Origin of the sequence: Vibrio sp. 10N.247.310.98 (genome assembly GCF_041467395.1) — a bacterium.
GTDB classification, from domain to species: Bacteria; Pseudomonadota; Gammaproteobacteria; order Enterobacterales; family Vibrionaceae; genus Vibrio; species Vibrio crassostreae_C.
The window spans coordinates 1-24,945 of sequence record NZ_JBFSUL010000052.1 but is presented as its reverse complement, the minus strand read 5'-3'; the positions used below and the strand labels follow the sequence as shown (position 1 = coordinate 24,945).

Annotated in this window: 18 protein-coding genes; 3 read left to right on the top strand and 15 right to left on the bottom strand. The window is 45.3% G+C overall.

Annotation, left to right across the window (positions count from 1 at the left end; all coding sequences use genetic code 11):
- Nucleotides 1-74: 74 nt before the first annotated feature.
- Entirely contained in the window at nt 75-1,400 is a 1,326-nt protein-coding gene (locus tag AB6E78_RS17735; protein WP_372134012.1) for a Na+/H+ antiporter family protein, read from the bottom strand.
- Between the two features lie 65 nt (nt 1,401-1,465).
- Entirely contained in the window at nt 1,466-2,110 is a 645-nt protein-coding gene (rnt, locus tag AB6E78_RS17730; RefSeq protein WP_017061178.1) for a ribonuclease T, read from the bottom strand.
- Nucleotides 2,111-2,298: 188 nt separating this feature from the next.
- On the opposite strand from rnt, the gene motY reads away from it, so the two are divergent.
- Nucleotides 2,299-3,180 (top strand): flagellar protein MotY, encoded by an 882-nt coding sequence (motY, locus tag AB6E78_RS17725; RefSeq protein ID WP_017063457.1) that lies wholly within the window; start codon nt 2,299-2,301, stop codon nt 3,178-3,180.
- 95 nt (nt 3,181-3,275) lie between these two features.
- Here the strand turns inward: motY and AB6E78_RS17720 are convergent, their stop codons facing one another.
- Nucleotides 3,276-3,710 (bottom strand): DUF2753 domain-containing protein, encoded by a 435-nt coding sequence (locus AB6E78_RS17720; protein ID WP_004734047.1) that lies wholly within the window; start codon nt 3,708-3,710, stop codon nt 3,276-3,278.
- Between the two features lie 199 nt (nt 3,711-3,909).
- Complete coding sequence (gene gloA, locus AB6E78_RS17715) at nt 3,910-4,326, bottom strand: lactoylglutathione lyase (protein WP_004734046.1); 417 nt, start codon at nt 4,324-4,326, stop codon at nt 3,910-3,912.
- A gap of 765 nt (nt 4,327-5,091) precedes the next feature.
- On the opposite strand from gloA, the gene AB6E78_RS17710 reads away from it, so the two are divergent.
- Nucleotides 5,092-7,845, top strand: a complete 2,754-nt coding sequence (locus tag AB6E78_RS17710) for a cation-transporting P-type ATPase (RefSeq protein WP_102321073.1) — start codon at nt 5,092-5,094, stop codon at nt 7,843-7,845.
- A gap of 180 nt (nt 7,846-8,025) precedes the next feature.
- Here the strand turns inward: AB6E78_RS17710 and nth are convergent, their stop codons facing one another.
- The 11 genes from nth to AB6E78_RS17655 all read right to left on the bottom strand — a co-directional run bounded on the left by nth (nt 8,026) and on the right by AB6E78_RS17655 (nt 21,875).
- Entirely contained in the window at nt 8,026-8,661 is a 636-nt protein-coding gene (nth, locus tag AB6E78_RS17705) for an endonuclease III (RefSeq protein ID WP_017061172.1), read from the bottom strand.
- A 164-nt stretch (nt 8,662-8,825) separates the two neighbouring features.
- Nucleotides 8,826-9,518, bottom strand: coding sequence for an electron transport complex subunit E (locus AB6E78_RS17700; protein WP_012603531.1), 693 nt, complete (start codon nt 9,516-9,518; stop codon nt 8,826-8,828).
- Nucleotides 9,518-10,147 carry an electron transport complex subunit RsxG gene (rsxG, locus tag AB6E78_RS17695; RefSeq protein ID WP_017061171.1) on the bottom strand — a complete coding sequence of 210 codons (630 nt, stop codon included), beginning with the start codon at nt 10,145-10,147 and terminating at the stop codon, nt 9,518-9,520. The genes AB6E78_RS17700 and rsxG overlap by 1 nt, the downstream gene beginning before the upstream one ends.
- A gap of 13 nt (nt 10,148-10,160) precedes the next feature.
- Nucleotides 10,161-11,207, bottom strand: coding sequence for an electron transport complex subunit RsxD (gene rsxD, locus AB6E78_RS17690; protein ID WP_372110611.1), 1,047 nt, complete (start codon nt 11,205-11,207; stop codon nt 10,161-10,163).
- The gene (gene rsxC / locus AB6E78_RS17685) at nt 11,207-13,642 is read right to left on the bottom strand and encodes an electron transport complex subunit RsxC (protein WP_372110613.1); all 2,436 of its coding nucleotides are present in this window, start codon (nt 13,640-13,642) and stop codon (nt 11,207-11,209) included. The genes rsxD and rsxC overlap by 1 nt, the downstream gene beginning before the upstream one ends.
- 7 nt (nt 13,643-13,649) lie before the next feature.
- Nucleotides 13,650-14,243, bottom strand: coding sequence for an electron transport complex subunit RsxB (gene rsxB / locus AB6E78_RS17680; protein ID WP_004734040.1), 594 nt, complete (start codon nt 14,241-14,243; stop codon nt 13,650-13,652).
- Nucleotides 14,244-14,245: 2 nt separating this feature from the next.
- On the bottom strand, nt 14,246-14,824 hold the full coding sequence (gene rsxA, locus AB6E78_RS17675) for an electron transport complex subunit RsxA (protein ID WP_004734039.1): 579 nt from the start codon (nt 14,822-14,824) through the stop codon (nt 14,246-14,248).
- A gap of 269 nt (nt 14,825-15,093) precedes the next feature.
- Complete coding sequence (locus tag AB6E78_RS17670) at nt 15,094-16,098, bottom strand: substrate-binding domain-containing protein (protein WP_136973536.1); 1,005 nt, start codon at nt 16,096-16,098, stop codon at nt 15,094-15,096.
- A 299-nt stretch (nt 16,099-16,397) separates the two neighbouring features.
- Complete coding sequence (locus AB6E78_RS17665) at nt 16,398-19,499, bottom strand: beta-galactosidase (RefSeq protein ID WP_372110615.1); 3,102 nt, start codon at nt 19,497-19,499, stop codon at nt 16,398-16,400.
- A 121-nt stretch (nt 19,500-19,620) separates the two neighbouring features.
- The gene (locus AB6E78_RS17660; RefSeq protein WP_372110616.1) at nt 19,621-20,523 is read right to left on the bottom strand and encodes a MalM family protein; all 903 of its coding nucleotides are present in this window, start codon (nt 20,521-20,523) and stop codon (nt 19,621-19,623) included.
- Between the two features lie 107 nt (nt 20,524-20,630).
- Complete coding sequence (locus AB6E78_RS17655) at nt 20,631-21,875, bottom strand: carbohydrate porin (protein ID WP_136973539.1); 1,245 nt, start codon at nt 21,873-21,875, stop codon at nt 20,631-20,633.
- Between the two features lie 831 nt (nt 21,876-22,706).
- On the opposite strand from AB6E78_RS17655, the gene AB6E78_RS17650 reads away from it, so the two are divergent.
- A complete protein-coding gene (locus tag AB6E78_RS17650) occupies nt 22,707-24,824 on the top strand; it encodes an alpha-galactosidase (RefSeq protein ID WP_102321133.1) in 2,118 nt (705 codons plus the stop codon).
- The last annotated feature ends 121 nt before the right edge of the window (nt 24,825-24,945 follow it).

Sequence of the window (24,945 nt, the reverse complement as noted above, 5' to 3'; positions counted from 1 at the left end):
CTCAGAGACAAAAAAGACCGCACGAGGCGGTCTTTATAAAAGTGAGCGTAGGACTGTTTAACTACAGAACCTAATTACAGAACCATGGCTGCAATCCAACCGAATACGATCAGTGGGATGTTGTAGTGCAGGAACGTCGGTACTACGGTTTCCCATACGTGCTCGTGTTGACCATCAGCATTTAGACCAGACGTTGGACCTAATGTTGAGTCAGAAGCCGGAGAGCCCGCATCACCAAGTGCAGCAGCTGTACCTACTAGAGCGATTGTTGCCATTGGCGAGAAGCCAAATGCTGCTGCTAGTGGAACGTAGATAGTTGCAAGGATTGGAATCGTAGAGAACGAAGAACCAATGCCCATAGTAACCAATAGACCAACAATTAGCATAAGTAGTGCTGCTAGAGGCTTGTTGTCGCCGATGCTTGTTGAAAGTGCTTCAACCAAAGATTCAACGCCACCTGTTTGCTTCATAACTGCCGCGAAACCTGCCGCTGCAATCATGATGAAACCGATCATTGCCATCATGTGAACGCCCTTGGTGAAGACATCTTGTGTCTCTTTCCAAGCAATGACGCCACCGAAGGTAAATACCATGAAACCCGCTAGAGCACCGATGATCATAGAGCCCGTCGACAGTTGAACTGTTAGCGCAGCTACGATACCCGCCGCTGCAACTAAGATGTGCTTCTTGTTGATCTCTTTCACTTCTGTTGAAACAACAGTGAGAGAGGTTTCTTTGTATTGGCGAGGCTTACGGTAAGTAAAGAATACTGCAGTAAGGAGACCGAAGATCATGCCTGCTGCTGGTAACAACATTGCCATAGGTACTTGGCTTGCTACAACGTTTTCAAGACCATTGTCGTGAAGGTTTTTAAGCAGGATGTTGTTTAGGAAGATGCCACCAAAACCAATCGGTAACACCATGTAAGGTGTAATCAGACCAAAAGTCAGCACACACGCAACTAGACGACGGTCTAGGTTCATTTTTGCGAATACGCCTAGTAGAGGTGGGATTAAGATTGGGATAAAGGCGATATGTACCGGAATCACGTTTTGCGAAGACATGGTCACTAAGATCAACGACGCAAGCATGCCGTATTTAAGACCAGTCGATGCTGCACTGTTCTCTTTGCCGTGAATGCGTTTGATAACACTTTGAGCAAGGAGATCTGTGATACCAGAACGTGAGATAGCTACAGCGAATGTACCAAGCATAGCGTAGCTAAGTGCAATCGTTGCACCGCCGCCTAATCCACTTTCGAAAGCCGCGACTGCGTCGTTCAAGCTCATACCAGAGGCTACGCCACCGATAATTGCACTGAACGTCAGAGCAACGACTACGTTTACGCGCATCAAAGCTAAAACAAGCATGATGCAAACTGAAATTACAACAGGATTCATATTATTCTCGGGATGTTGTGTTTTTTATGAAGGCAATACGAAAAAACGTTTACCGACTCTATTTTTTATTCTTCGTCAACAAGAGGCCAACCACCAAGGGCTTTCCATTTGTTTACAATGCCGCAAAATAACTCTGTGGTTTTTTGCGTATCATACAAAGCAGAGTGTGCTTCTTTGTTGTCAAATTCCATCCCTGCAGTGCGGCAAGCTTTAGCCAAAACGGTTTGACCGTAGGCAAGACCACTAAGAGCTGCAGTGTCAAAAGTAGCAAATGGATGGAAAGGGACGCGTTTAAGCTTACAGCGCTCACTTGCCGCATTAACGAAGTTCAAATCGAATGTAGCGTTGTGAGCAACCATGATTGCGCGACTGCAATCTGAAGCTTTTTGTTCTTTTCTCACTAGCTTGTAGATTTCTTTAAGGGCTTCTTGTTCCGACACAGCACCACGTAATGGGCTAAATGGGTCTTTAATTCCGTTAAAGTCTAATGCTGCCTGCTCTATATTTGCGCCTTCAAAAGGCTCAATGTGAAAATGAAGCGTTGATGCAGGGTGCAGATCTCCGTTCTCATCCATTTTTAATGTAATGGCACAGATTTCTAATAATGCATCGGTTTCAGCGTTAAACCCTGCGGTTTCCACGTCGATGACCACTGGAAAATAGCCGCGAAAGCGTTTTTTTAGGGTCAGAGCTTCGTTTTCTACAGTCATGTTAGCCCAAATAAGTGTGATTAAGGCTGCATTATTGCAGATAATAGCAGTGATAAAAACAAGGGAAGGGCAATAAATCTTAAATTACCCAACCCATTACGGCTTGATAATTGCATATTTAAACGTGAGAGAAAAATGCGGCAATTGGCTGCATTGTTAAACGAATTGCTTAAGAGATACTCCACTTTATGAAGAAACAACTCATAACAGGTTCAATGCTATTTTCGCTACTTGTGTCGTCATCGGTCATGGCACAAGAAAAGCGTTACGGAGCATCTCCTCAACAGTCGACATGGGAGATGGTAGCCAACACGCCACTTGAATGTCGCTTGGTCCACCCAATTCCAAACTTTGGTGATGCTGAGTTCTCATCTCGCGCGAGTAAAAAAATCATTTTGGACTTTGAGCTTAAAATGCGCCGTCCAATGGGTGCGACGCGCAATGTAAGCTTGATCTCTATGCCGCCACCTTGGCGTCCGGGTGAAAGTGCTGATCGTATGACAACCATTAAGTTCTTCCAGCAATTTGACGGCTATGTCGGCGGTCAAACAGCTTGGGGCATCTTGAGTGAGTTGGAGAAAGGGCGTTATCCGACATTCAGCTACCAAGAGTGGCAGAGCCGAGATCAACGTATCGAAGTGTCGTTGTCGTCGGTGTTGTTCCAAGAAAAATACAATGTGTTCAGTGACTGTGTTGCTAACCTGCTGCCTTACAGCTTTGAAGATATCTCTTTCACTATTTTGCATTACGACCGCAACAGCGACCAGCTGAACAAGTCGTCGCGCAAAAGGCTGAGCCAGATTGCCGATTACGTTCGCTATAACCAAGACATCGACCTTGTGCTGGTGGCAACGTACACCGACTCTGTCGACAGCAAAGGGATTAGCCAAAACCTTTCAGAGCGCAGAGCAGAATCGTTAAGAGAGTACTTCAAATCTCTAGGCCTGCCAGAAGATCGTATCCAAGTGCAAGGCTATGGCAAGCGTCGTCCGATTGCGGACAATAACTCGCCAATTGGTAAAGATAAGAACCGACGTGTTGTGATCTCTTTAGGTCGCACACAGGTTTAAGCTAAACAACAGCTTGTTTTGAAATGACAAAGCCCGTCTTGATGACGGGCTTTTTTATGTTTTAAATTTGGAGTCGTTGTTTTAACGGAACTTGTTTAATTCAAGCGGAAGCGGGCGATCATTTCACAGTTGGTCGCGGTATCGATCTTTTCCACCATAGAGGCAATTTTAGGGTTTGGGTGGCGTTTCATGAAATCGATCAGCGCTTTCTTACAGCAACCAATAGAATCGATAAAGCTTGAACATTGAGTATTAGGGCACTGAGGGATCAGTGTGAGTACCTTTTCAGAAGCCAGTTGAAGATACTTGAGCTCGTATTCAGTGTCGCCAGCCCAACGCCAGAATTGAGCAAGATTGTGGCAAGAAATCACCGAAATCAGTAACCGCTCATCGGCTTGAATATCGGTGCGTTCTGTAATTTCTTCACTTAAGTTCAAAGCCTGCTGATAATGAAGAATACTTCGTACAGGATCGTCGAGCTGCAATGCAGTATCGGCAAGTAACGTGTGTTTTTCCCATTCGCTAATCATTGTATTACCTCATTAATCAATAGGTGGTTAATTTAAATAATAATTATTATCATGTAAAGTTTCATCAATGAGATTGTTAAGAATAATTGGTGAAGCATATCGATTATGGGGAGAGTGATAAAAAAGAAGCGAGCATAGTGCTCGCTTCTTTTTTATTTCATCAGGCGTTCAAACTCAACTTCTCAAAGAAGTTAAGGAATTAACCTTCTAGACCTGCGCTTGCTTGTTTGTTCTGAATCAGCTCAATCATGTAGCCATCAGGATCTTTAACGAACGCAATGTGTGTAGAGCCGCCTTTAACCGGACCCGCTTCTCGCGTTACGTTGCCGCCAGCTGCTTTAATCGCATCACACGTTGTGTAGATGTCATCAACACCGATAGCAACGTGACCAAAAGCAGAGCCAAGATCGTATTCCGTGGTGCCCCAGTTGTAAGTCAGCTCAATCACTGCGCCTTGAGATTCGTCGCCAAAGCCAACGAAAGCCAGTGTGTATTCGTACTCTTTGTTTTCGTTCTTACGTAATAGCTGCATGCCCATTACATTGGTGTAGAACTCGATAGACTTGTCTAGATCACCCACGCGTAGCATGGTGTGTAAAATACGACCGTTTGACATGATTTGCTCCTAGCTTGTTATTGGTTGTTTCTTTTATAGCACTATATATGAGCAAGCTCATAAGCAACACCAAAGAGATGATGAGTTTGGTCATATTTTCTTATTCTCATCATCTATCTTACTCTCCCCCTCTGCCTTTTTTCTTATTTGTATTACAAGAAATTAAAGAGCGACGGCCTTATTAATTTGTCAGTCACTAGCGCTTAATTCGCAGTTTTGCATAAATAGTAAGTTTGAGTGTTGGTCTTTTTTGTAATGGCCAAGAATGGCCTTGGTTGTTGAATTGTGACTTATATCTCCATCTTGTTGCTGATTTCCTTTCGTTTTTACAATTGGCATCTAACTTTCCATTTTATCAATTTATGATTACGCCAACATCTCCCTGTTTATAGAAAGGTTATTCCGATGTTTTACTTCGTTATTAAGGAATTTTCGATAAAATACGCCGATAACCAATGGTTTTTACGAAAGTGCAAAGGGTGTCTATTTTTTGTGCTTATCTTTTTTAAACAATAGTTTGGGCTTGTATTGTTTGTTTTATGTTTGATGTTTGATGTGGTTGTGTTTTCAAAGTAGTTGTCAAGTGTGTATCAAGTGTATCTTTTGCGATCTTTGCTAAATAGACAATCCTTACTATATAGTTTTTCAAGCGCACCAAATCGACTAAATATTCACTTTTGATTTGTGCGATTTTTCTATCACATAAGAATAAGTATTATTTTATTACATTAGCCTCGGCGTGAGGCATTGATGTGGAGTACTCAAATGACGAGTAAATGGTTTACACAACAAAGTTCAGATGTTTTAAACGAACTGAACGCAGATCAAACGACAGGTTTATCAACTTCTGAAGCGGATGCACGCTTAGAGAAGCACGGCACTAACGAACTGACTGCACAAGAGTCAGCTTCTGCGTGGGAACTGTATATTCATCAATATAAAAACCCACTGATTTTTATTCTAGCTGTTGGTGCAATCGTTTCTTGGTCTACTGGCCACGCGATTGATGCTATTGCTATTGCAGTGATTATCCTTATCAATACTGGTATCGCGTTCTGGCAAGAATTTAAAGCTCAGAAAGGGATGGAAGCGCTAAAAGAAATGGCAGCTCCAGAAGCCGAAGTGATGCGCGATGGTAAATGGATCAGTGTTCCAGCTAAAACCCTCGTTCCTGGTGACATCATCAAAATTAATACTGGCGATATTCTGCCTGCTGATGTTCGTATTCTTGAGTCAAACCGTCTGACGGTAGATGAGGCTGCACTGACCGGTGAATCTGAGCCAGTGAATAAGCAGTCTGAACGCCTTGAAGATGAGACCCTTGGTCTTGGCGATCAGAAGAACATGGGCTTCATGACAACAATCGTGACTACAGGTACAGGCCTTGCTGTGGTAACAAGCACAGGTATGCAAACTGAAGTTGGTCACATCGCTGATATGATGAACCAAACGGAAGAGACGAAAACACCAATGCAAGAGCGTATGGACACCATCGCACTCGCATTATTGGTTGTTGCTCTTGTGGTTGTTGCTATTGTTTGTGCTATCGGTGTTTACCACGGTATGCCATGGTTAGAAATCCTAACAACAGGTATCTCTTTATCGGTTGCCGCTATTCCTGAAGGTTTACCAACGGTGGTTACTATCGTATTAACGATGGGCTCGACTAAGATGGTTAAGAATAATGCTTTGGCTAAACAGCTAGCAGCAATCGAAACGCTTGGTTCTACAACCGTTATCTGTTCAGATAAAACCGGTACGCTAACACAAAACCAAATGCAGGTGATGAAAGCGTACGATGTGTCTGGTCGTTACTGGGATGTGTCAGGTAAAGGTTTTGATCCTAAGGGTGAATTCATTACCAAAGGTCACAATGTCGAAGCGACAAACAGCCCTGCAATGATGAAAGGTCTTGTTGTTGCAACGCTTTGTAACGATGCTGAATATGTAAATGCTGATGGTAAATGGACGGTTCGTGGCAACCCGACAGAAGGTGCACTAATTGTTGCAGCTGCAAAAGCAGGTCTTAAACAAGATGAAATGCTATCAACGGGTGGCTACTCAATCGTTAAGAAGTTCCCGTTCGATTCTGGTCGTAAGATGGCTTCTGTTATCGTTCGTGACCCACAAGGTAAGCACTTCCTAGCATTGAAAGGTGCGCCAGATGTTGTTCTTGGTAAATCAACCAGCTTCATGGTTGACGGTGGTTTCGTACCAACGGTTGGCTGTGAAGTTTCAGGCAACTTGGCTCTCGATACCGCACCGTCTCAAGAGCTTCATTTAAACTTTGAAGCGGCAATCCAAACCTTTGGTGGTGATGCTCTGCGTACACTTGCCGTTGGTTTCCGTGAATTAAAAGAAGAAGAGCTTGAGTTAGATTTCCCTGAGCTTGAAAAAGACGTCAGCATCCTGGGTATCTATGGCATCATGGATCCACCACGCCCAGAAGTACGCGATGCAGTAAATAGCTGTTATAGCGCTGGTGTTCGTACGGTAATGATTACCGGTGACCACGCAGTCACGGCAGCAGCGATTGCTCGTGAAATCGGAATCATCCGTAGCGAAGACGATCTAGTGGTAACGGGTGCTGAGCTTGACCAAATGGATGACGAGAAGCTGTTGTCTATCTGTTCTCAGGTTGCAGTATTTGCCCGTGTTACTCCAGAGCACAAGCTGCGTATCGTAAAAGCGCAGCAAGAGAACAATGAAGTTGCCTCTATGACCGGTGACGGCGTGAACGATGCGCCAGCACTGCGTCGTGCAGACATTGGTGTTGCGATGGGTATTACAGGTACGTCTGTTGCGAAAGACTCAGGTGACCTTATCCTGTTGGATGACAACTTCAGTACTATCGTGAAGGCGGTACGTCAGGGTCGTCAAATTTTCGATAACCTACGTAAGTTTATCCGCCAAGCACTTACAGCGAACGTGGGTGAGGTTTCGGTAATCCTATTTGCATTCCTACTCATGGGACCAGATGTAGTACTTCCGCTAACTCCACTAATGATTTTATGGGTTAACCTCGTTTCTGATGGTCTACCAGCACTCGCACTCGGTGTTGAGCCAGAAGAGAAAGATCTCATGGAGCGTAAGCCAGGCAAACGTGACCAAGGCTTCTTCTCTAATGGTCTAGGCGCTCGTATCCTAACTCGTGGTCTCGCATTAGGTGGTCTAAGCTTTGTGACATTCTCTTACGCACTCGACGGTGGTTACAGTGCTCAATACGCACAAACCGTTGCGTTTTTAACACTGATCTTTGCTCAACTTTGGAGCTTGTTCGATGCACGTACGTTTACAACGATTTATCGTAAGAATCCGTTCACTAACCACTACCTACTTGGTGCGGTGGCAGTATCGGCTATCTTGTCTTTAAGCGTTGTGTACACAAGCTTCGGTCAGTTGGTATTCAGCACAGAAGCGCTAGAGTTTAATCACTTAATATCGTTAATCTTCATTGCAGCAGTACCAACATTTGTTCTATCTGCTATCAAAGAAGTGACTAAAGTGGAGTTTATCTAAGACAGACTTCTTAGCTAAATAATTGAATCCCGCCATAAAAGGCGGGATTTTTTATGCCTGTTGTCTTGGGAGCGCAGAATTAGAAGTGAAAACTTATGTAGAGGCGGATTCTAGAGAGTGGCAATAAAAAAGCAGCGCTTTAAGCGCTGCCGTATTGATTAATCGTTGTGAACGGAAAGACTAATCTTCGCTCTTTTCTTTGAATTCACAGAGGTCTTCAATGATACAGCTGCCACAGCGTGGTTTACGTGCGACACAGGTGTAACGTCCATGAAGAATGAGCCAATGGTGGACATCCAGTTTGAATTCTTTTGGGATAACTTTAAGTAGTTTTGCTTCGACATCGTCGACGGTTTTACCCATCGCTAGCTTAGTGCGGTTTGATACACGATAGATGTGAGTATCAACGGCAATGGTTGGCCAACCGAATGCGGTATTTAACACTACGTTTGCTGTTTTACGACCGACACCTGGAAGGGCTTCTAATGCAGCGCGATCTTCCGGTACTTCACCATTATGTAGGTCAAGCAGCATACGACACGTTTTGATGGTGTTTTCTGCTTTTGAGTTAAATAGGCCGATGGTCTTGATATACTCTTTTAAGCCATCAACACCTAGGTCGAAAATTGCTTGCGGAGTGTTGGCTAAAGGGTACAGCTTATCCGTCGCCTTGTTCACGCTGACATCGGTTGCTTGTGCAGACAATAGAACGGCAATCAGCAGCTCGAATGGGCTGTTCCAGTTAAGCTCAGTCTCTGGCTTTGGATTGTTTTCTCTTAAACGCTCAAGTATTTCTACTCGTTTTACATTGTTCATAGCGACATTACTTTCAAATAGTTAGGGCATGAAGCTTGGATTGCTTCTGCTTTATCATCGGTTACGCGCTCTTATGAGCGTCATTATTATATGTACTGTTTAGATCTGATTTCCCCCGCTGAGTGGTTGAGCTAACTCAGCGAGGTTTAAGCTAATTTAACTTATTAGGCATTGGTAACGCGAGCGCGTTCAATGACTGGTTTTTCTTGTTTTGGTTGTCTAGATTTTGCTTGGTTATCGATGATATTTTTCAAAGCAATTAAGAAACCAACACCAATGAAGGCACCCGGTGGAAGCAGGGCTAACAAGAAGCTGTTATCAAATTGGAATATCTGGATTCGTAACACCGAAGCCCAGTCACCAAGCAGCAGGTCTGCGCCATCAAATAGGGTCCCGTTACCAATAATCTCACGCATCGCACCTAACACGACCAATACTGATGTCATGCCTAGACCCATCCAGAAACCATCTTGAGCCGCTGGTAGCACTTCATTTTTTGAAGCGAAGGCTTCCGCACGACCAATGATGATGCAGTTGGTTACGATCAGCGGGATGAAGATACCCAAAGAGAGGTAAAGCCCATAGGCGTAAGCGTTCATCAGCAATTGAACACAGGTTACTAGCGAGGCAATGATCATTACGAATACTGGGATACGTACTTCTTTTGGCACATGATTACGAACCAAAGAAACAGAAACGTTTGAGCCGACCAGTACAAGCAAGGTAGCAATGCCTAGCCCAAGTGCGTTAGTGACTGTTGACGATACAGCCAGCAGCGGACATAACCCAAGAAGTTGCACTAGGGCAGGGTTATTGGCCCACATGCCATTTTTGATCAATGTTTTATGGTCACTCATTATTCACCACCACAATTTAGAGGTTGAGCAAGCAATGCTTGGTTGTTTTGGTTAACGTACTGGACCGCTTGTTTGACTGACTTCACGACTGCTCTTGGCGTGATAGTAGCGCCAGTAAACTGGTCAAAATCACCACCGTCTTTACGAACCTTCCAACGGTCTAGATTAGAATCCGTCACTTGCTTACCTGCAAACGAAAGAATCCAATCACTCACACGCAGATCAATCTTATCACCCAAGCCCGGAGTCTCTTGGTGAGAAAGCACGCGAGTACCTAAAATAGTACCGTCAGTTTTCATTCCAACAATGACTTTAATCGCGCCATTGTAGCCGTCTGGTGCAATCGCTTCGATCGCAATCGCGCTTGGCTCACCATTAAGCTTAGCAATGTAAGCCGGCATCGCTTGCTCAGTACCAAGCTCTTCTGCTTGAACCAAAGTACAAGACGAAAACAGCTCGTTGTCGTGCTGATCGTGTGGGATCACTTGGTTAAGAACAGACAGTAACTGAGCCTGTTCTTGTTGTTTGATCTGATCTTTGGTCAGGTAGTGAGTTACCGCGACCAAACCCGTCGAAGCACACGCAAAAATCGCGAGTACAAGGCCGTTTTTCTTAATTGCATTTAGCATGGTATTCGCTCCCTTAGTGACCGTATGTGCGAGGTTTGGTGTAGTAGTCAATCAGTGGAACACACATGTTGGCTAACAATACAGCAAACGCCACGCCATCAGGGAAACCACCCCAACTGCGGATGATAAAGACTAAACCGCCGATCAGAGCGCCAAACACTAAGCGACCTTTGACTGTCGTGGATGCTGAAACTGGGTCGGTTGCAATAAAGAATGCACCAAGCATAGTCGCGCCAGACAGAAGGTGAATGGTTGGAGAAGCGGTTTCACCAGGAGTGAGCACTAAGAACACTAAGCTAAACAGAGTAAGACCGCCGATGAAAGCCACAGGGATATACCATTGAATAACACGTTGCTTAATCAGCACTAAACCGCCGATTAGGTAAGCAAGGTTTACCCACTCCCAGCCTACGCCAGCTAACCAACTAAATTGAGGTTGAGATAGTGCTTCTGAGGCAGTATTGCCTGCCGTTAATGCCGTTTTGAATGCATCAAGCGGCGTCGCCATTGTGGTGCCATCAATGCCAAGGCGTGCTTGTTGCAGAGACAAACCTTCGTTATTGAAGCCAGTAAAGATCATCAAGAATGAGTCAATAAAGCTTGTTGCTTCTGCTGTCAGGCTCGCGGGAGCATTCCAACTGGTCATTTGAACTGGGAATGAAATCAGCAAAACAACGTAAGCGACCATCGCAGGGTTAAATGGGTTCTGCCCTAGGCCGCCGTATAAGTGTTTCGCGATAATAATAGCGAAGAACATACCAATGACGAGGATCCACCACGGAGAGTGTGGGGGAATCGCGACACTCAGTAGCCAAGCGGTTACAACAGCACTGTAATCACGCAGTGCCATTACTGGCGGGCGTTTTCTCAATAGCATGACGGCTGCTTCAAAGGTAACAGCAAGTGCAATAGCAAATACTAACTGGATGAGGGTACCCCATCCAAAGAAGTAGGTTTGAGCTAGTAGACCTGGCAATGCACAAATAGCCACCCATTTCATTAGATCTGGGGTGCTTCTACGGCTATGCGCGTGCGGTGAGCTGGCGATAAAGAAGGCCACTACTCTTTCTCCTCATTGTTCTTTTTATCTAGCTCTTGCTGGGCTTTTTTCGCTTTAGCACGAGCGATAGCTGCAGCAACAGCAGCTTTCTTCGGATCGACCTGTTCAGATTGAGTATCAGTTTCTACTTCAACTACTGGTTCAGATGTTTCTGCTTGCTTAGCTTGCTGTGCTTTTTTTGCTTTAGCACGGGCTATAGCGGCAGCAACGGCGTCTTTCTTAGCATCGCCAGAACTTCCAGCTTCAGTTTCAACTGCAGGTTCAGGAGCTTCGGTTGTTTCTTGTGTCGCTTGCTGTGCTTTCTTAGCCTTAGCGCGAGCGATGGCCGCAGCAACAGCAGCTTTCTTAGGGTCGACTTGCTCCGATTGAGTCTCGGTTTCAACTTCAACCACTGGTTCAGATGTTTCTGCTTGCTTCGCTTGCTGGGCTTTTTTGGCTTTAGCACGAGCGATAGCGGCAGTAACAGCATCTTTCTTGGCATCGCCGGATTTTTCAGCAGGAGCTTCAGCAGCAGATTCAGCTTGTTGAGCTTTCTTGGCTTTAGCACGAGCAATGGCCGCAGCGACAGCATCTTTCTTAGCATCGCCAGAGCTTTCAACAGGAGCATCCGAAGCAGATTCCGCTTGCTGTGCTTTCTTCGCTTTAGCGCGAGCAATCGCAGCAGCAACGGCGTCTTTCTTCGTATCGCCTGAGCTTTCTGCAGGAGTATCGGCTGCTGCTTGTTGTGCCTTGCGCTCTCTCGCTTGACGCTTGCGCTCTTCACGCAGTTTAGACATTTCAGAGTTGTCTGGTTCAGCGCCTTCCGCTTTTTGAGCTGCAGCTTGTTTCGCTTTTGCCTTCGCAATAGCGGCAGCAACCGCAGGTTTCACTGCTGGTTCTTCATTCGGAGCCTGATCCGCAGCGGATTTTTGTGCTTTAACACGAGCAATCGCAGCAGCAATAGCATCATCACCGCCGGATGTTTTCATATCTTTACGGCGGTTATCTGCGGCTTTTTTAAAGCGGTTTTCACGTTCGGCTTTATCACGCTCCATACGAGCGTTCTTCTCTTCAAAACGAATCTTGGCGCGTTCTGCAGCAGCGGCTTCATCTTTTCGAGTTTTGATTTCTGCTTTCGCTTGGCGATAGTACTGAACAAGAGGGATTTCACTTGGGCAGACAAACGCACAAGCACCGCATTCAATACAGTCTTTAATATTCAGCTCTTCACACTTATCCAACTCGTTAGCTTTGGCATGCCATTGCAGTTGTTGAGGAAGTAGAGACGCAGGGCAAGCTTCAGCACATGCGCTGCAACGGATACATTCCATCTCGTAAGTGCTTGGTGAGATCTCACGACGCGTTGGCGCTAAAATACAGTTCGACGTTTTAGTGATTGGCACATTGGCATGCGGCAAGGTAAAGCCCATCATCGGGCCGCCCAAAATTAAACGCGGCAGTTTTTTATCTGCTTTGTAGCCAAACTCTTCAAGTAACTCATGTACTGGTGTGCCTAATAGCGCCCAAACGTTACGAGGTTGCTTAAAGGTTTTACCGGTTAATGTCACAACGCGGTTAACCACAGGTTCGCCGTCAATTACCGCTCGCTTAATCGAGTAAAGAGAGCCGACGTTCTGAACCAAAACACCAATGTCTGCAGGAATGCCGCCAGCTGGAACCTCTTTGTTGGTGAGGATCTTGATAAGTTGCTTCTCACCACCAGAAGGGTATTTGGTTGGGATAACGCGAATGACGATATCTTTGTCTTTCGCTGCAATCTCAAGTGCTTTTATCGCATCTGGTTTGTTGTCTTCAATGCCGATAACCGTCAGCTTTGGTTGAAGAATGTGTTCAACCACTTCGATGCCTTTTAATACTTCGTCGGCATGTTCTTGAAGCAACTTGTCATCAGAGGTGATGTAAGGTTCACATTCCGCAGCGTTGACGATCAAAATGTCGGTACGACCTAAGCCTGATTGAAGCTTCTTAGCCGTAGGGAAACCTGCGCCGCCCATGCCTGAAATACCAGCTTGGCGAATCACATCAAGCAGTTCGTCAGAAGTCTTTGTCGAAAAATCTTCAACTGGATTTTTTTCAATCCAAGTGTCTAGGCCATCAGGTTTAATAACCACGCATATTTCGCTCAAGCCTGAAGGGTGAGCGGTAGTTCGCGGTTCGATAGCGGTAATCACACCCGATGTTGGTGCGTGTACTGGCAAAGTAAAACCTGTGTCTAAGGCCGTAAGTTGCTGACCTTTTAACACAGTGTCGCCAGCAGCAACCAATAGGTTCCCCGGCTTACCGATGTGCTGTTTCACAGGAAGAACGATTTCTTCTGGAAGCCTTGCATGGACGATATCAGTAGTATTCGACTGTTTCTTGTTTTCAGCAGGGTGCACGCCACCAGGGAAGTTCCAAATAGAGCCCGTGCGAATTTGTTCAATTAAAGAGATCATACTAACCCTATGCTTTAGGCTCTGACGCAGTCGCATCAGTCGCTTGGTTAGTGATATCAGTAACAGGGATGATGTTCATCTGCCATTTCCAATTTTCAGTCGTTGTTGCCACTGGAATCATTTCAATACAGTCAGTAGGGCACGGTGCGACACATAGATCACAACCTGTACATTCATCTTTAATTACTGTGTGCAGTGCCTTGGTGCCACCAACAATGGCGTCAACAGGGCAGGCTTGAATACACTTGGTACAGCCGATACACATATCTTCGTGAATGAAGGCAACGGTTTTTACTTTGTTATCTAAGTCATGAGCGGAGTCTTCAACTTCTACGCCCATTAAATCTGCTAGCTTCTCAATAGTTGCTTGGCCGCCCGGAGGACATTTGTTGATCTTGTCTCCGTTAGCGATCGCCTCTGCGTATGGGCGACAGCCAGGGTAGCCACACTGGCCACATTGAGTTTGCGGTAAAATGGTGTCGATTTGATCGACGATAGGATCAGCTTCAACTTTAAAACGGATAGAAGCAAAGCCCAAAATAGCGCCAAAAACAGCGGCTAAAACGGCTAGCGCAATGATCGCAATTAAAATGGTACTCATGTTTATTTCACCAACCCAGTAAAGCCCATGAATGCCAGAGACATTAGGCCTGCTGTGATCATCGCAATCGATGCGCCTTTGAATGGCATTGGAACATCAGCAACCGCAATACGTTCACGCATTGCAGCAAATAAGATCAATACAAGAGAGAAACCCACCGCTGCGCCGAAACCATAGATGATCGACTGAATGAAGTTGTGGTTTTCATTGATGTTCAGAAGTGCCACACCTAATACCGCACAGTTGGTGGTGATAAGAGGCAGAAAGATACCCAGCAGGCGATAAAGAGTCGGGCTGGTTTTGTGAACGACCATTTCCGTAAATTGAACAACCACCGCGATAACCAAGATGAAACTCATGGTACGCAGGTATTCAATACCCAGAGGGGTAAGGATGTAGGTTTCTACTAGGTATGCAGAGACCGACGCTAACGTTAGAACGAAAGTCGTCGCGAGGCCCATGCCAATCGCAGTCTCCAGTTTCTTGGAGACTCCCATAAATGGACATAGTCCTAAAAACTTCACTAGCACAAAGTTATTGACCAGCACTGTGCCAACCAACAACAAAAGGTATTCGGTCATAATGGATTAATTCTTGAGATTCCGATCCCGATATTATCCTGCTTTGCTCACCTAATAACAACCAAGGATCACTAGGGATTTAGACACTTGGTGAAAAAATCAACGGGTAACCGTTTGATTAAGATGGATCAGGTTAAGTATAGGTGGGTATTTGCGGGGAATGAAAAATAAGATTAACTCAATGATAACTCATCGAATCAATCCTATTTTCTTTGTTGTAAAAAGTGTCGAGGAACGAAATGACTTAGTCTTTATGAACCTGAGCTTTCTCAATTAATGTTTCGAACAGAGGCTCTGCGCACCAAAATTGGCATAAATAGCTTATGTTCCGTGTGTTCTTTTGGCTCGTCACTTGCGAGTTGCAGAGAGAGCTTAACCGCTTGATTAGCCATGACTTGAATTGGGTAACGAATGGTGGTCAATCGAGGGTAGATGAAGCGAGCAATGTGGCCGTCATCAAACCCAATAACTGATATATCTTCTGGAATACGAACGCCATTTTCTTGTAATAACGCCAAACAGCCTGCTGCCATGTAGTCGTTATACGTTGCAATGGCTGTGATATCTGTGTTTTTTGCCATTAAGTTAACCATGGCTTGCTCACCGCCTAGCTCGTCAGGTTCACCATATTCGATGTACTCATCGTTCGATTCAATACCGTGATCTTTCAATGCATCCAAATAGCCACCTAAGCGGTCGTGAGCATCTTCAATATCGTGACTCGAGCAGATGTAGCCAATGTGCTTGTGGCCGTTTTTAATCAAATACTCAGTCGCGATGTAAGAGCCGCGGCGGTTGTCGAGAGCAATACAGCGGTGTTCGATATCGGGAACAATTCGGTTGATGAGAACTAAGCCGGGCACTTCATTGGCTAGCTTAACCAATTCTTCGTCGCTAATGCCTTTGCTATGAACCACGAGTGATTCGCAGCGGCTGTTGATCAGCAAGTTAATCGCATTACGCTCTTTGGTCGCGTCATGGTAGCCGCTGCCAATCAGTAGCTGCTTTTCTTGCTCACTTGCCACGGTATCAATGGCTTTGATCATCGAGCCGAAGAACGGGGCAGAAACATCATTAACCAGTACACCAATCGCGTTTGAAGATTTGCTGACCAATGCACGGGCGTTGGCATTTGGGCGATAGCCGAGTTTTTCCATAGCGGCTTTTACCGCCGCAATTGCGGTTTCACTGGTGTGAGGTGCATTGTTGATTACTCGAGAGGTGGTCGCGATTGATACGCCTGCTTCCTTCGCAACATCTTTAATGGTAGCCATTCCGCTCTCTTATTCTGAATATAATGCTGTGTGCTGGTGGTTGGACATTTAACAACGGATAGTTAGGCAATTCAAATATTAAACATCAAATATGACGAGGTTTGATGGTTTATTTTTGATTGGCTGACTAGTTTGAAAATAATAAGCCAAGCTCTAGATTTGAGCTTGGTTTTTGAGTCACATTGGCGTGTGGACTGCTGTCGTGTGAGCTGTTGTCGCGTGAAGTAAGGTAATCACAGGTAACCCAAAGTAATAGGGGAACCAAGTGGCTTAGAGCAAGCCGCTTGGTCCGAATCTACTTACGATGCGCTTGTTAGCGTAACCTGATAACGATATTGATTGTCGGTGAGTTGAAACTCTTGGTGAACACTTGGACTCCAAGAATCATCACCACCAACACCCATATGTTGGTGATCTACGCGTACATAGATTTTCTCTTCACGAGTCAGGTCATTGGTATGCTTAGCATCCGTTAATTGTTGCTGGCTGTACTGACTCACACTGAATGAAAAATCGCCTTCGATCCCGATATTTCCTACATTCAAGTTTTTGGTTCCGCAACGTAACCCGCTATCGGTTGGGAATATATACGGCGTATGCATCTGACCCAGTGTCTGTTTGTGTAAACCGAATCGAGCAGCAGCCAAACGGTCTGGATAGTTTTCAAAAGGACCTAATCCCAGCCACGATACTGGAGTTTCATTGGCAGTTTCGAGTGGTAAAGGTAGCTCCATCTCAAGACCAATGCGTGGCATCGGTGGTAAGTGATCGGCTAAGTTGACATCAACCGCGATATTCATTTCGCCTAGGTTATTTAAGGTGTATTGCCATTTGGTAATCGCTTGGATTTGGCCATTAAATTGGTAGGCGAATACTGACGCCACTTGTACTGAGTCTGCGAGCGCTTGCACGACACAACTTGTACACTGACGCTCCCATTGACCAATGCCTGCAAGTTCCCAGCGACAAGCCCATGCATTTGGGTCGATGTTGTCTATCTCACTGATACCAATGTCGTTATCAAGTGGCGCGCGATAGAAGTTATCGACAGGTGCCTTGATAACTTGCGGTTGCCCATCAACGATCCAGTGGGTCAACAATCCACTCTCTGTATCCCATTGCCATTGATGTGTTTCATCTAGGCTAGACACGACCACTTTATTGTCTTGCTGATGTAACTGGGGAGCCAAAGCATTTGCCGTGATCGGGAGTTGCAAGCCAGCATGGTTACGTAAAGCAAATTGCTCCGTCGCACAAACATGGCCTTCCCCTGCCCACTTGGTTGAATGAGTCAGAGTAATATCGGTGTTGAGATGATATTCGGCTTGTGCTTTTGGTGTGAAAGCGAGGTCAATTACCAGCTCTTGTTTACTATCTTCAGCAACGGATAAGACTTGTTGCCCTGATTGAATCACGATGCCATTTTCGAGCAATCGCCAGCGTAAGATTTCATTGTCAGTCGCTCGGAACAGGTTTTCATTGGTTACCGTTAGGCGGCATTGATCTTCAGTTTGCTCTGCTAACGTCACATTGATCATTCTCTGGCAGTATTTCGCCTCTTCCAAGGTCGGGTGTACGCTGCGATCTGGGAAGATCAAACCGTTGATGCAGAACTGACGGTCGTTGATGACATCGCCAAAGTCTCCACCGTAGGCCCAGAAGTGTTCACCGTTTTCATCCCATTGGCTTAGTCCTTGGTCAACCCAATCCCAGATGAAACCGCCTTGTAGGCGAGGATATTCTCGGAATGCATCCCAGTAATCATTAAAGCTACCCAAACTGTTACCCATTGCGTGTGCGTATTCACAAAGAATAAGCGGGCGTTGCTCGTTAGGCAGAGAAACCCATTTCTTGATAGACCATTTTGGAACGGCATCGTCTTCGATAGTGCTGTTAACGCGTGCGTACATTGGCGCAATGATATCGGTCGCTGTGGTATTTGAACCACCGCCTTCATACTGTACCGGGCGAGAAGGATCGTACTGTTTCGACCAAGCATACATCGCATTGTGGCTGCTGCCGTGCCCTGACTCGTTGCCCAAAGACCAGATGATGATAGAAGGGTGGTTCTTATCACGCATGACCATTTGCGTATAGCGACTCATATAAGCGTGTGCCCATTGCGGATCCGCAGACAAGCGATTCATAGGCTGCATGCCATGGGTCTCGATGTTCGCTTCATCACACACATATAAACCGTATTCGTCACACAGCTCGTACCATCGTGGGTGGTTAGGGTAGTGAGCGGTGCGCACAGCATTGAAGTTGTACTGCTTCATTAGACAGATATCGCGGATCATGTCTTCTTCTGTCATCACATGCCCCAACTCTGGGTGATGCTCATGACGGTTGACGCCGCGAATCAATAGCGGTTTGCCGTTTAGCTTTAGCTGACCGTCTGTCATTTCGACTTTACGGAATCCAACTTGATAAGCTTCACTTTCTATGTGGTTACCTTGCCTATCAAGCAATGACACGACAATTCGGTAAAGGTTAGGAACTTCTGCGCTCCATTTCTTCGGATCTCGAACATGAAGAGTTTGGAATACCACATCATCGTAGGTGCCACGCTCGTCAATTCGTCGATTATGAGGGCGATCGATAAGCGGTTCAGTCACCGCGTTTTCACCGTCAAACAGTTGAACCTGAACTTGGTAAGTGTCTGGTGCCGTAATTTTGGTGACAATAGACAGTGAACCATCGCGATAGCATGCGTCTAAGTCCGGCGTAACGAACACATCTTCAATGCACTGCTTTGGTTTAGCTAGTAAGGTCACATCACGGAAAATACCGCTTAGCCACCACATATCTTGGTCTTCTAAATAGCTACCATCACACCAACGTATCACCATGACAGAAAGCGTATTGTCGCCAACCGTTAGATACTGAGTTAAGTCGAACTCGGCAGGTAAGCGGCTATCTTGGCTGTAACCAACCCAATTGCCATTACACCAAAGATGAAAAGCGGAATTGACGCCATCAAAGATAATACGTTGGGTGTTCTTTAGGTCATTTTTAGTCAACGTAATTTGAGTGCGGTAACAACCGGTTGGGTTTTCTGCCGGTACAAACGGTGGGTTCACTTCAAATGGGTATTTTACGTTGGCGTAGATAGGTTTATCGTAGCCTTGCATTTGCCAGTTCGATGGTACGGTAATCTCGTCCCATTGTGAGTCATTGAAACTTGTTTCGATAAATTCACCGTCAACTTGTTCAGGTGCATCAAAGTATTTGAACTTCCATTGTCCATTAAGAGATTTACGTTGTGACTCAATGCCGTCTCGAGCGTGCTTAAGGTTGCGGTAGCTTGATAATGGGCTGTGCGCATTAAGGCAGTGGATATTCACAGACTGTGGGTTTTCCCAATCGCGTCTTTGGATGATGTTTGAAAATGCCTTCATGGTATTCCTACTCTTAAAGTGTTCAATATGGGTAATAATTCTATTAAGTCATCGGTCTTTTAAGCCGTGATGACCGTTATCAAATCGTTGGTTATGCGTATTGTTCTGTTGGCTTATTCAGCTATTCAGCGAGCTGTTTTAATAAATAATCTTTTGCTTCGGGTATGCCCTGTTCGGCCGCTTGATTAGCAATAAATGCAGCTTGTTTGATGTCATTGTTGTTTAGGGCTTGGTCAATGTCTTTTTGGATATTCAGCCATTGCGCCTTTTGATTGGTTTCAATTGTCTGATTTGATGGTTGAGAAACTTGCTTTGAACCTAAGGTTTCGGGTTCATTGTCGGATGAAACACCAAGCTCAGCCAATAGAGTCAAAACCGCACTGTTTGTTGATTTGCTCGCCGTAACATCAATGACACCTACGTAGCTCAACGTCGCAGTCAACGGCAGTTGCTTATTGCCAATAACCTGCTGAGATTCTGAATACAGATCTTCAGGATGAATTCGATTGATGGCGCTATCTAACTTAGTGCTATCGGCGCTGACCACAATAAATTGCGCGTTGTCTCGTTGAGGTTCGAGTGCAATTGATGCTTCAATTCTTTCTAACCCTTGCATCGTTGTCGGGTAGTAAGTGAAGTCGTTAGTACTGTATTGACCAAGCAGTCGCCATTGTTTGTCAAAGACATAAATAGACGGTGCGAATAGCGCATCATTTTTAATGTATGAACGAATGAGCAAGGACAGCGATTCTGTCGTGTCACTGATTTGGTACGCGATGGTCGGAAAGCGTTGGCTATCCGCTTGTGTATTGTCATTTAACAATGAAGAGGAAAGGGTCGGTAAATGACCGTCCATAATCACTTGTTGGTGGAATGGAACAGACAATTGCGTCATTGGCAGCGCACTTAGCTGAGAGCAGCATGCACTCTCATTGAAATCAGTATTAAGTTCCTTTTCAGGTATTCCGCTGCATGCGCTAACTGTGAGTGCCGCGACAATGATCACCAATGATTTTAATTTCATCTGATTGCTACCTTAGTAAAGGGGAAAACATCGGCTTTCCCCGTTAAATTGCTATTCCAGTGTTGAGCGTCAATTCGTTGATTGAACAGACGCTCGGGTGTGGTGGTTTACCACCAAGTTTCTACGTTGAAACCAAAGGTAATTTCATCGACGGTCTCTGCATTGATGCTCGTCGCCGTGCCATACACTTCGTTACCACGGTCCCATTCGTTGTTGGATTCAGAGTACGTCGCAAAAATACGAATAGATGGACGAGCCCATACCCCTTTTCCAGCTTGGAACATTTGAGCCACGGTCACTTTATACATATCGTTGGTGCCCGAGCCGTTTTGAGCTTCTACCGTTTCGTAACCCACCTCTAATGCTGTCGACATGTAATCTGTCCAAGCATATTGAGGACGAGCTCCGACACTGAACCACTTCTCACCATCGTTGTTATCTAGGTTTTTGTCTTGATAAGCGATGGAGTACATCACTTGAACATCTTCACTGATATTCAAGTCACCGTGGTTAAATAGGCGCCAGCTAGAACCATCGTGTTCCACACCCGTGCTGTATTTTCTGTTTGATCCACCTTCAGCACTCATTAATCCACCTGCCAACGCATCGGTACCATATTGGAAGGCCAAGGTGTTTGAACCGTAGTTCCAAGCTTGACGGTAAAGAGCAGAGAGCATTGCGCCAGAAGTAGTAATGTCTTTATCGTCGTAGCTTGAGTTCTGCGTGGTTACGTAGTTTAGGCCGAGTGTTAGGTCTGCTGTTTCACTTAGCTCAATGCCACTTAAGCGGGCATCGATGTTATGAAGGCTGCGTCCATCGTCACTTGAAGAGTTTGGTGCCATCCAAGCTAAGTGAGCATCAGCAAAGCCGAGATCCCAATCTTCAATACCAAGACCGGTGCTGGATGTATCCCAGTACTTCACATCTATCATGTGGACTTCGTGGCGACGGTAAAAACGTTCACCTGCCCAAATTTTTGCGTTGGGTTGGCCGTCGATAAGCCCATGGCCTGCTGACCAAAGCTGAATCGTACTCACGTCTCCCCAGCTATCTCCACTGCCTAGATAAATCGTGGTGTCAAAATAGGCGTCATTGTCACGCCATACATCGGCTTTCACTCCCGCTTCCCACCAATTTAGTTCATTACCTAAACGGTAGTTACCGTAACCTTGGCCCGCTCGAATAACGTCGTTGCGTTCTCCTTTGCCGTCGTTATGTTGGTCATTATCGGTGTAGATGTTTCCCCATTTTGCATAACCAAAATACGTTACGTTCTCCACTGCAGCGAAGCTGACTAATGGGGCGAGGGACAGAGTGAATCCTAATGCTTTGACTAGCATTTTTTGTTTCATGAAGTGTCTCCATTATTTTTTATTTATGGATATTTTTATGTTTGAGTCCTAACTCGAGCGAGAGTGTAAATAAACTCTGGAAACGTTTTCATGATGAAGTTGGCATTTTTATGCTATTGATGGGTTTGTGATTATTTTGTGTGATTTTGATCTGATTATTGGGCTTGTATAGGTGTTTTTACGCTAGGTTTTGTGATTTTAAAGTGGAATCGTTTTCTTTACTCAGTGCTATGTGGTGGTTTAGAGGGAGTGATTATGCTGTTGGTTGTCTTGGAATTTGAGGTGAAGCGGGTTTGAGGTACTTTGAGTGTCGGGTTGTTCGAGGGCTTTGAGGAAAAGCAGCCCAGTTAATGATAACTGGGCTCGTGAGACAAGGAAGTAAGTATCAAAGCAAATGCAGCAGCAAGGCTACAAGCATCGTGTTCTGTACCGTCAAGCTGGAATGTAAAAGTTAGGACCCAGAGAGATACTTCATAGATGTACTCGAAGATCTAAGAATACGAGTGTGATGTGATCAGTTCAAGAGGAAATGTATTTTAGCCTATGTGTTAATGGGAACTTTGATTTAATATACTGAATTTAAAAGATTAAATTGCCATTAATTATCGTTTTATATTGCTTTATTTAGAGTGGAAAGTTCAATTCTACCTAGAGGTAGGCAATATGAGATGGAATGGTGGTCAATCTAAATCTTTGAATTAGGAGCTATTTACCAAAGTTATCAGTCTTGAATATTTGCTGGAAACGTTTTCATGATTTCGAGTTTGATCACAGAAACTCTGGGCTTAATAATTATGATACGGGGTAATTAAACGCGTTAAGGTTAAAAAAATGACGAATAAATCCCTAATTGATATTACCGGTCAACACTCGCAACTGATTGTAGAACTTGGCGATTTTGCCGAAATTCTTCATTGGGGAGCTCCCGTTCGTGGTGATTTAGCTAGCTTCCGTGTTTCTCTTGAAAGACCGGTTCCATACGGCCGCCTTGATAATGATGTTGCTATGTCTCTGAGCCCAGAGCTCGGGCGCGGTGTTTTCAGCAGTCCGGCATTAGAAGGGCACCGAGACGGATTGGACTGGGCGCCTGTTTTCTCTATTACGGATGTTCAACAAACACCATCTAGCCTAATCATTGAGAGTGAAGATATACGTGCAGGCTTACGTTTAACAACCGAGTTATGCCTCGATAAACATGATGTTGTGAAATCTCGTCACACCTTAACCAACGTTAAAGCCGGCCTTTATCAGGTGAACCGTCTCGCCAATACTTTGCCATTACCAGCAAGAGCTAATGAGTTGATGACGTACTACGGCCGCTGGGTACATGAGTTCCAAACGGTGCGTCAACCCTTACAGCAAGGGGGCTATCAGCAAGAAAATCGTCGCGGAAGAACGTCTCATGAACATTATCCAGCGATGGTTGTCGGTACCGCTAACTTTAATGAAATGGCAGGTGATGTGTGGGGGATTCACTTCGCTTGGAGTGGTAACCACAGACTGCGCGCGGATGTAAAAGCAGACGGTCGTCGCTACGTGCAAGCGGAAGTTATTTATCTACCGGGTGAGATTACATTGGATGAAGGTGAAAGCTTAACGACACCTTGGTTATATGCCAGTTTCAGTTCGGAAGGCTTAAATGGAATGAGCCATCAGTTCCACTCCCATGTGCGTTGTTCCATCTTGCCGGAGTCTTTCGCACAAAAGCCTCGACCTATCCATCTTAATACTTGGGAAGGCATCTATTTTGACCATGATCCTGATTATATTATGTCGATGGCTAGCCAAGCCGCGGATATGGGAGTAGAGCGTTTTATCATTGACGATGGCTGGTTCAAAGGGCGCTGCGGAGACAAGGCTGCGCTAGGGGATTGGTTCTTAGATGAAGAAAAATACCCAAATGGTTTAGATCCGATAGTTGAGCACGTTAATCAGTTGGGTATGGAGTTTGGATTGTGGTTCGAACCTGAGATGATCAATAAGGATTCTGACTTATACCGAGCCCATCCAGACTGGTTGCTTGCGGTTGACGGCTATGACCAACCAACGGGTCGTAATCAATATGTTATCGATCTTCAGAATCAACAAGCATTCGACTTTTTGTTTGAGCGTCTTGACCACTTCTTAAGTCAGTACAACATTGCTTACATTAAGTGGGATATGAACCGAGAAGTTGTACAACCTGCGCATCTAGGCAGGGCTGCGGCTCATCAACAAACCGCTCGTTATTATGAGTTGGTCGATAAAGTCCGAGAGAAGCACCCAATGGTTGATATTGAATCGTGTGCGGCTGGTGGTGGTCGTATCGATTTTGAGGTTCTTAAGCGTACGCAACGTTTTTGGGCGTCTGATAACAATGACGCGCTGGAAAGACAAACGATTCAGCGTGGGATGAGTTACTTCTTCCCCCCTGAGGTAATGGGAAGCCATATTGGTGCGAGCCACTGCCACAGCACTCGTCGTCGTCATAGTATTGAGTTTCGTGGTCTAACAGCACTGTTTGGTCATATGGGGATTGAATTAGATCCTGTGAAAGAAGTGCAAGAAGAGAAGCAGGGCTTTGAACACTACATCAAGCTACATAAGATGCTGCGCCCGTTACTGCATAGCGGGAGAACTTGGCGAGTTCCAACGGACGATAGTGCCCATCAAATCCATGCGGTCGTCTCCGAAGATGTGTCAGAAGCTGTGGTGATGATTGCACAGCTTGCGATGCCAACCAATTCATTGAGTGGTCATTTGCGTATACCTGGGCTAGATCCACAAAGTTTATACAAGGTATCTGTGATTGATAAACCGTCAAATTACGATGATATTGTGAATTATCAACCGCCATGGACAGAGTCTTGCTGTGAATTATCAGGTGCTTGGTGTGCCGAGGTGGGGCTGACGATGCCAATACTTGACGCAGAAACAGCGATGCTGATTAAGTTTGAACGTATCGAGTAAGTTTTAGCATAGGCTTTATATTTGATGAACCGCGTAGGTGAAATTACGCGGTTTTTTATTGCCTTTAATAAGGTTCATCGCGGCTTTCCGGGGAAAGCCGCTTTTATCTTCAAGAAGAAGT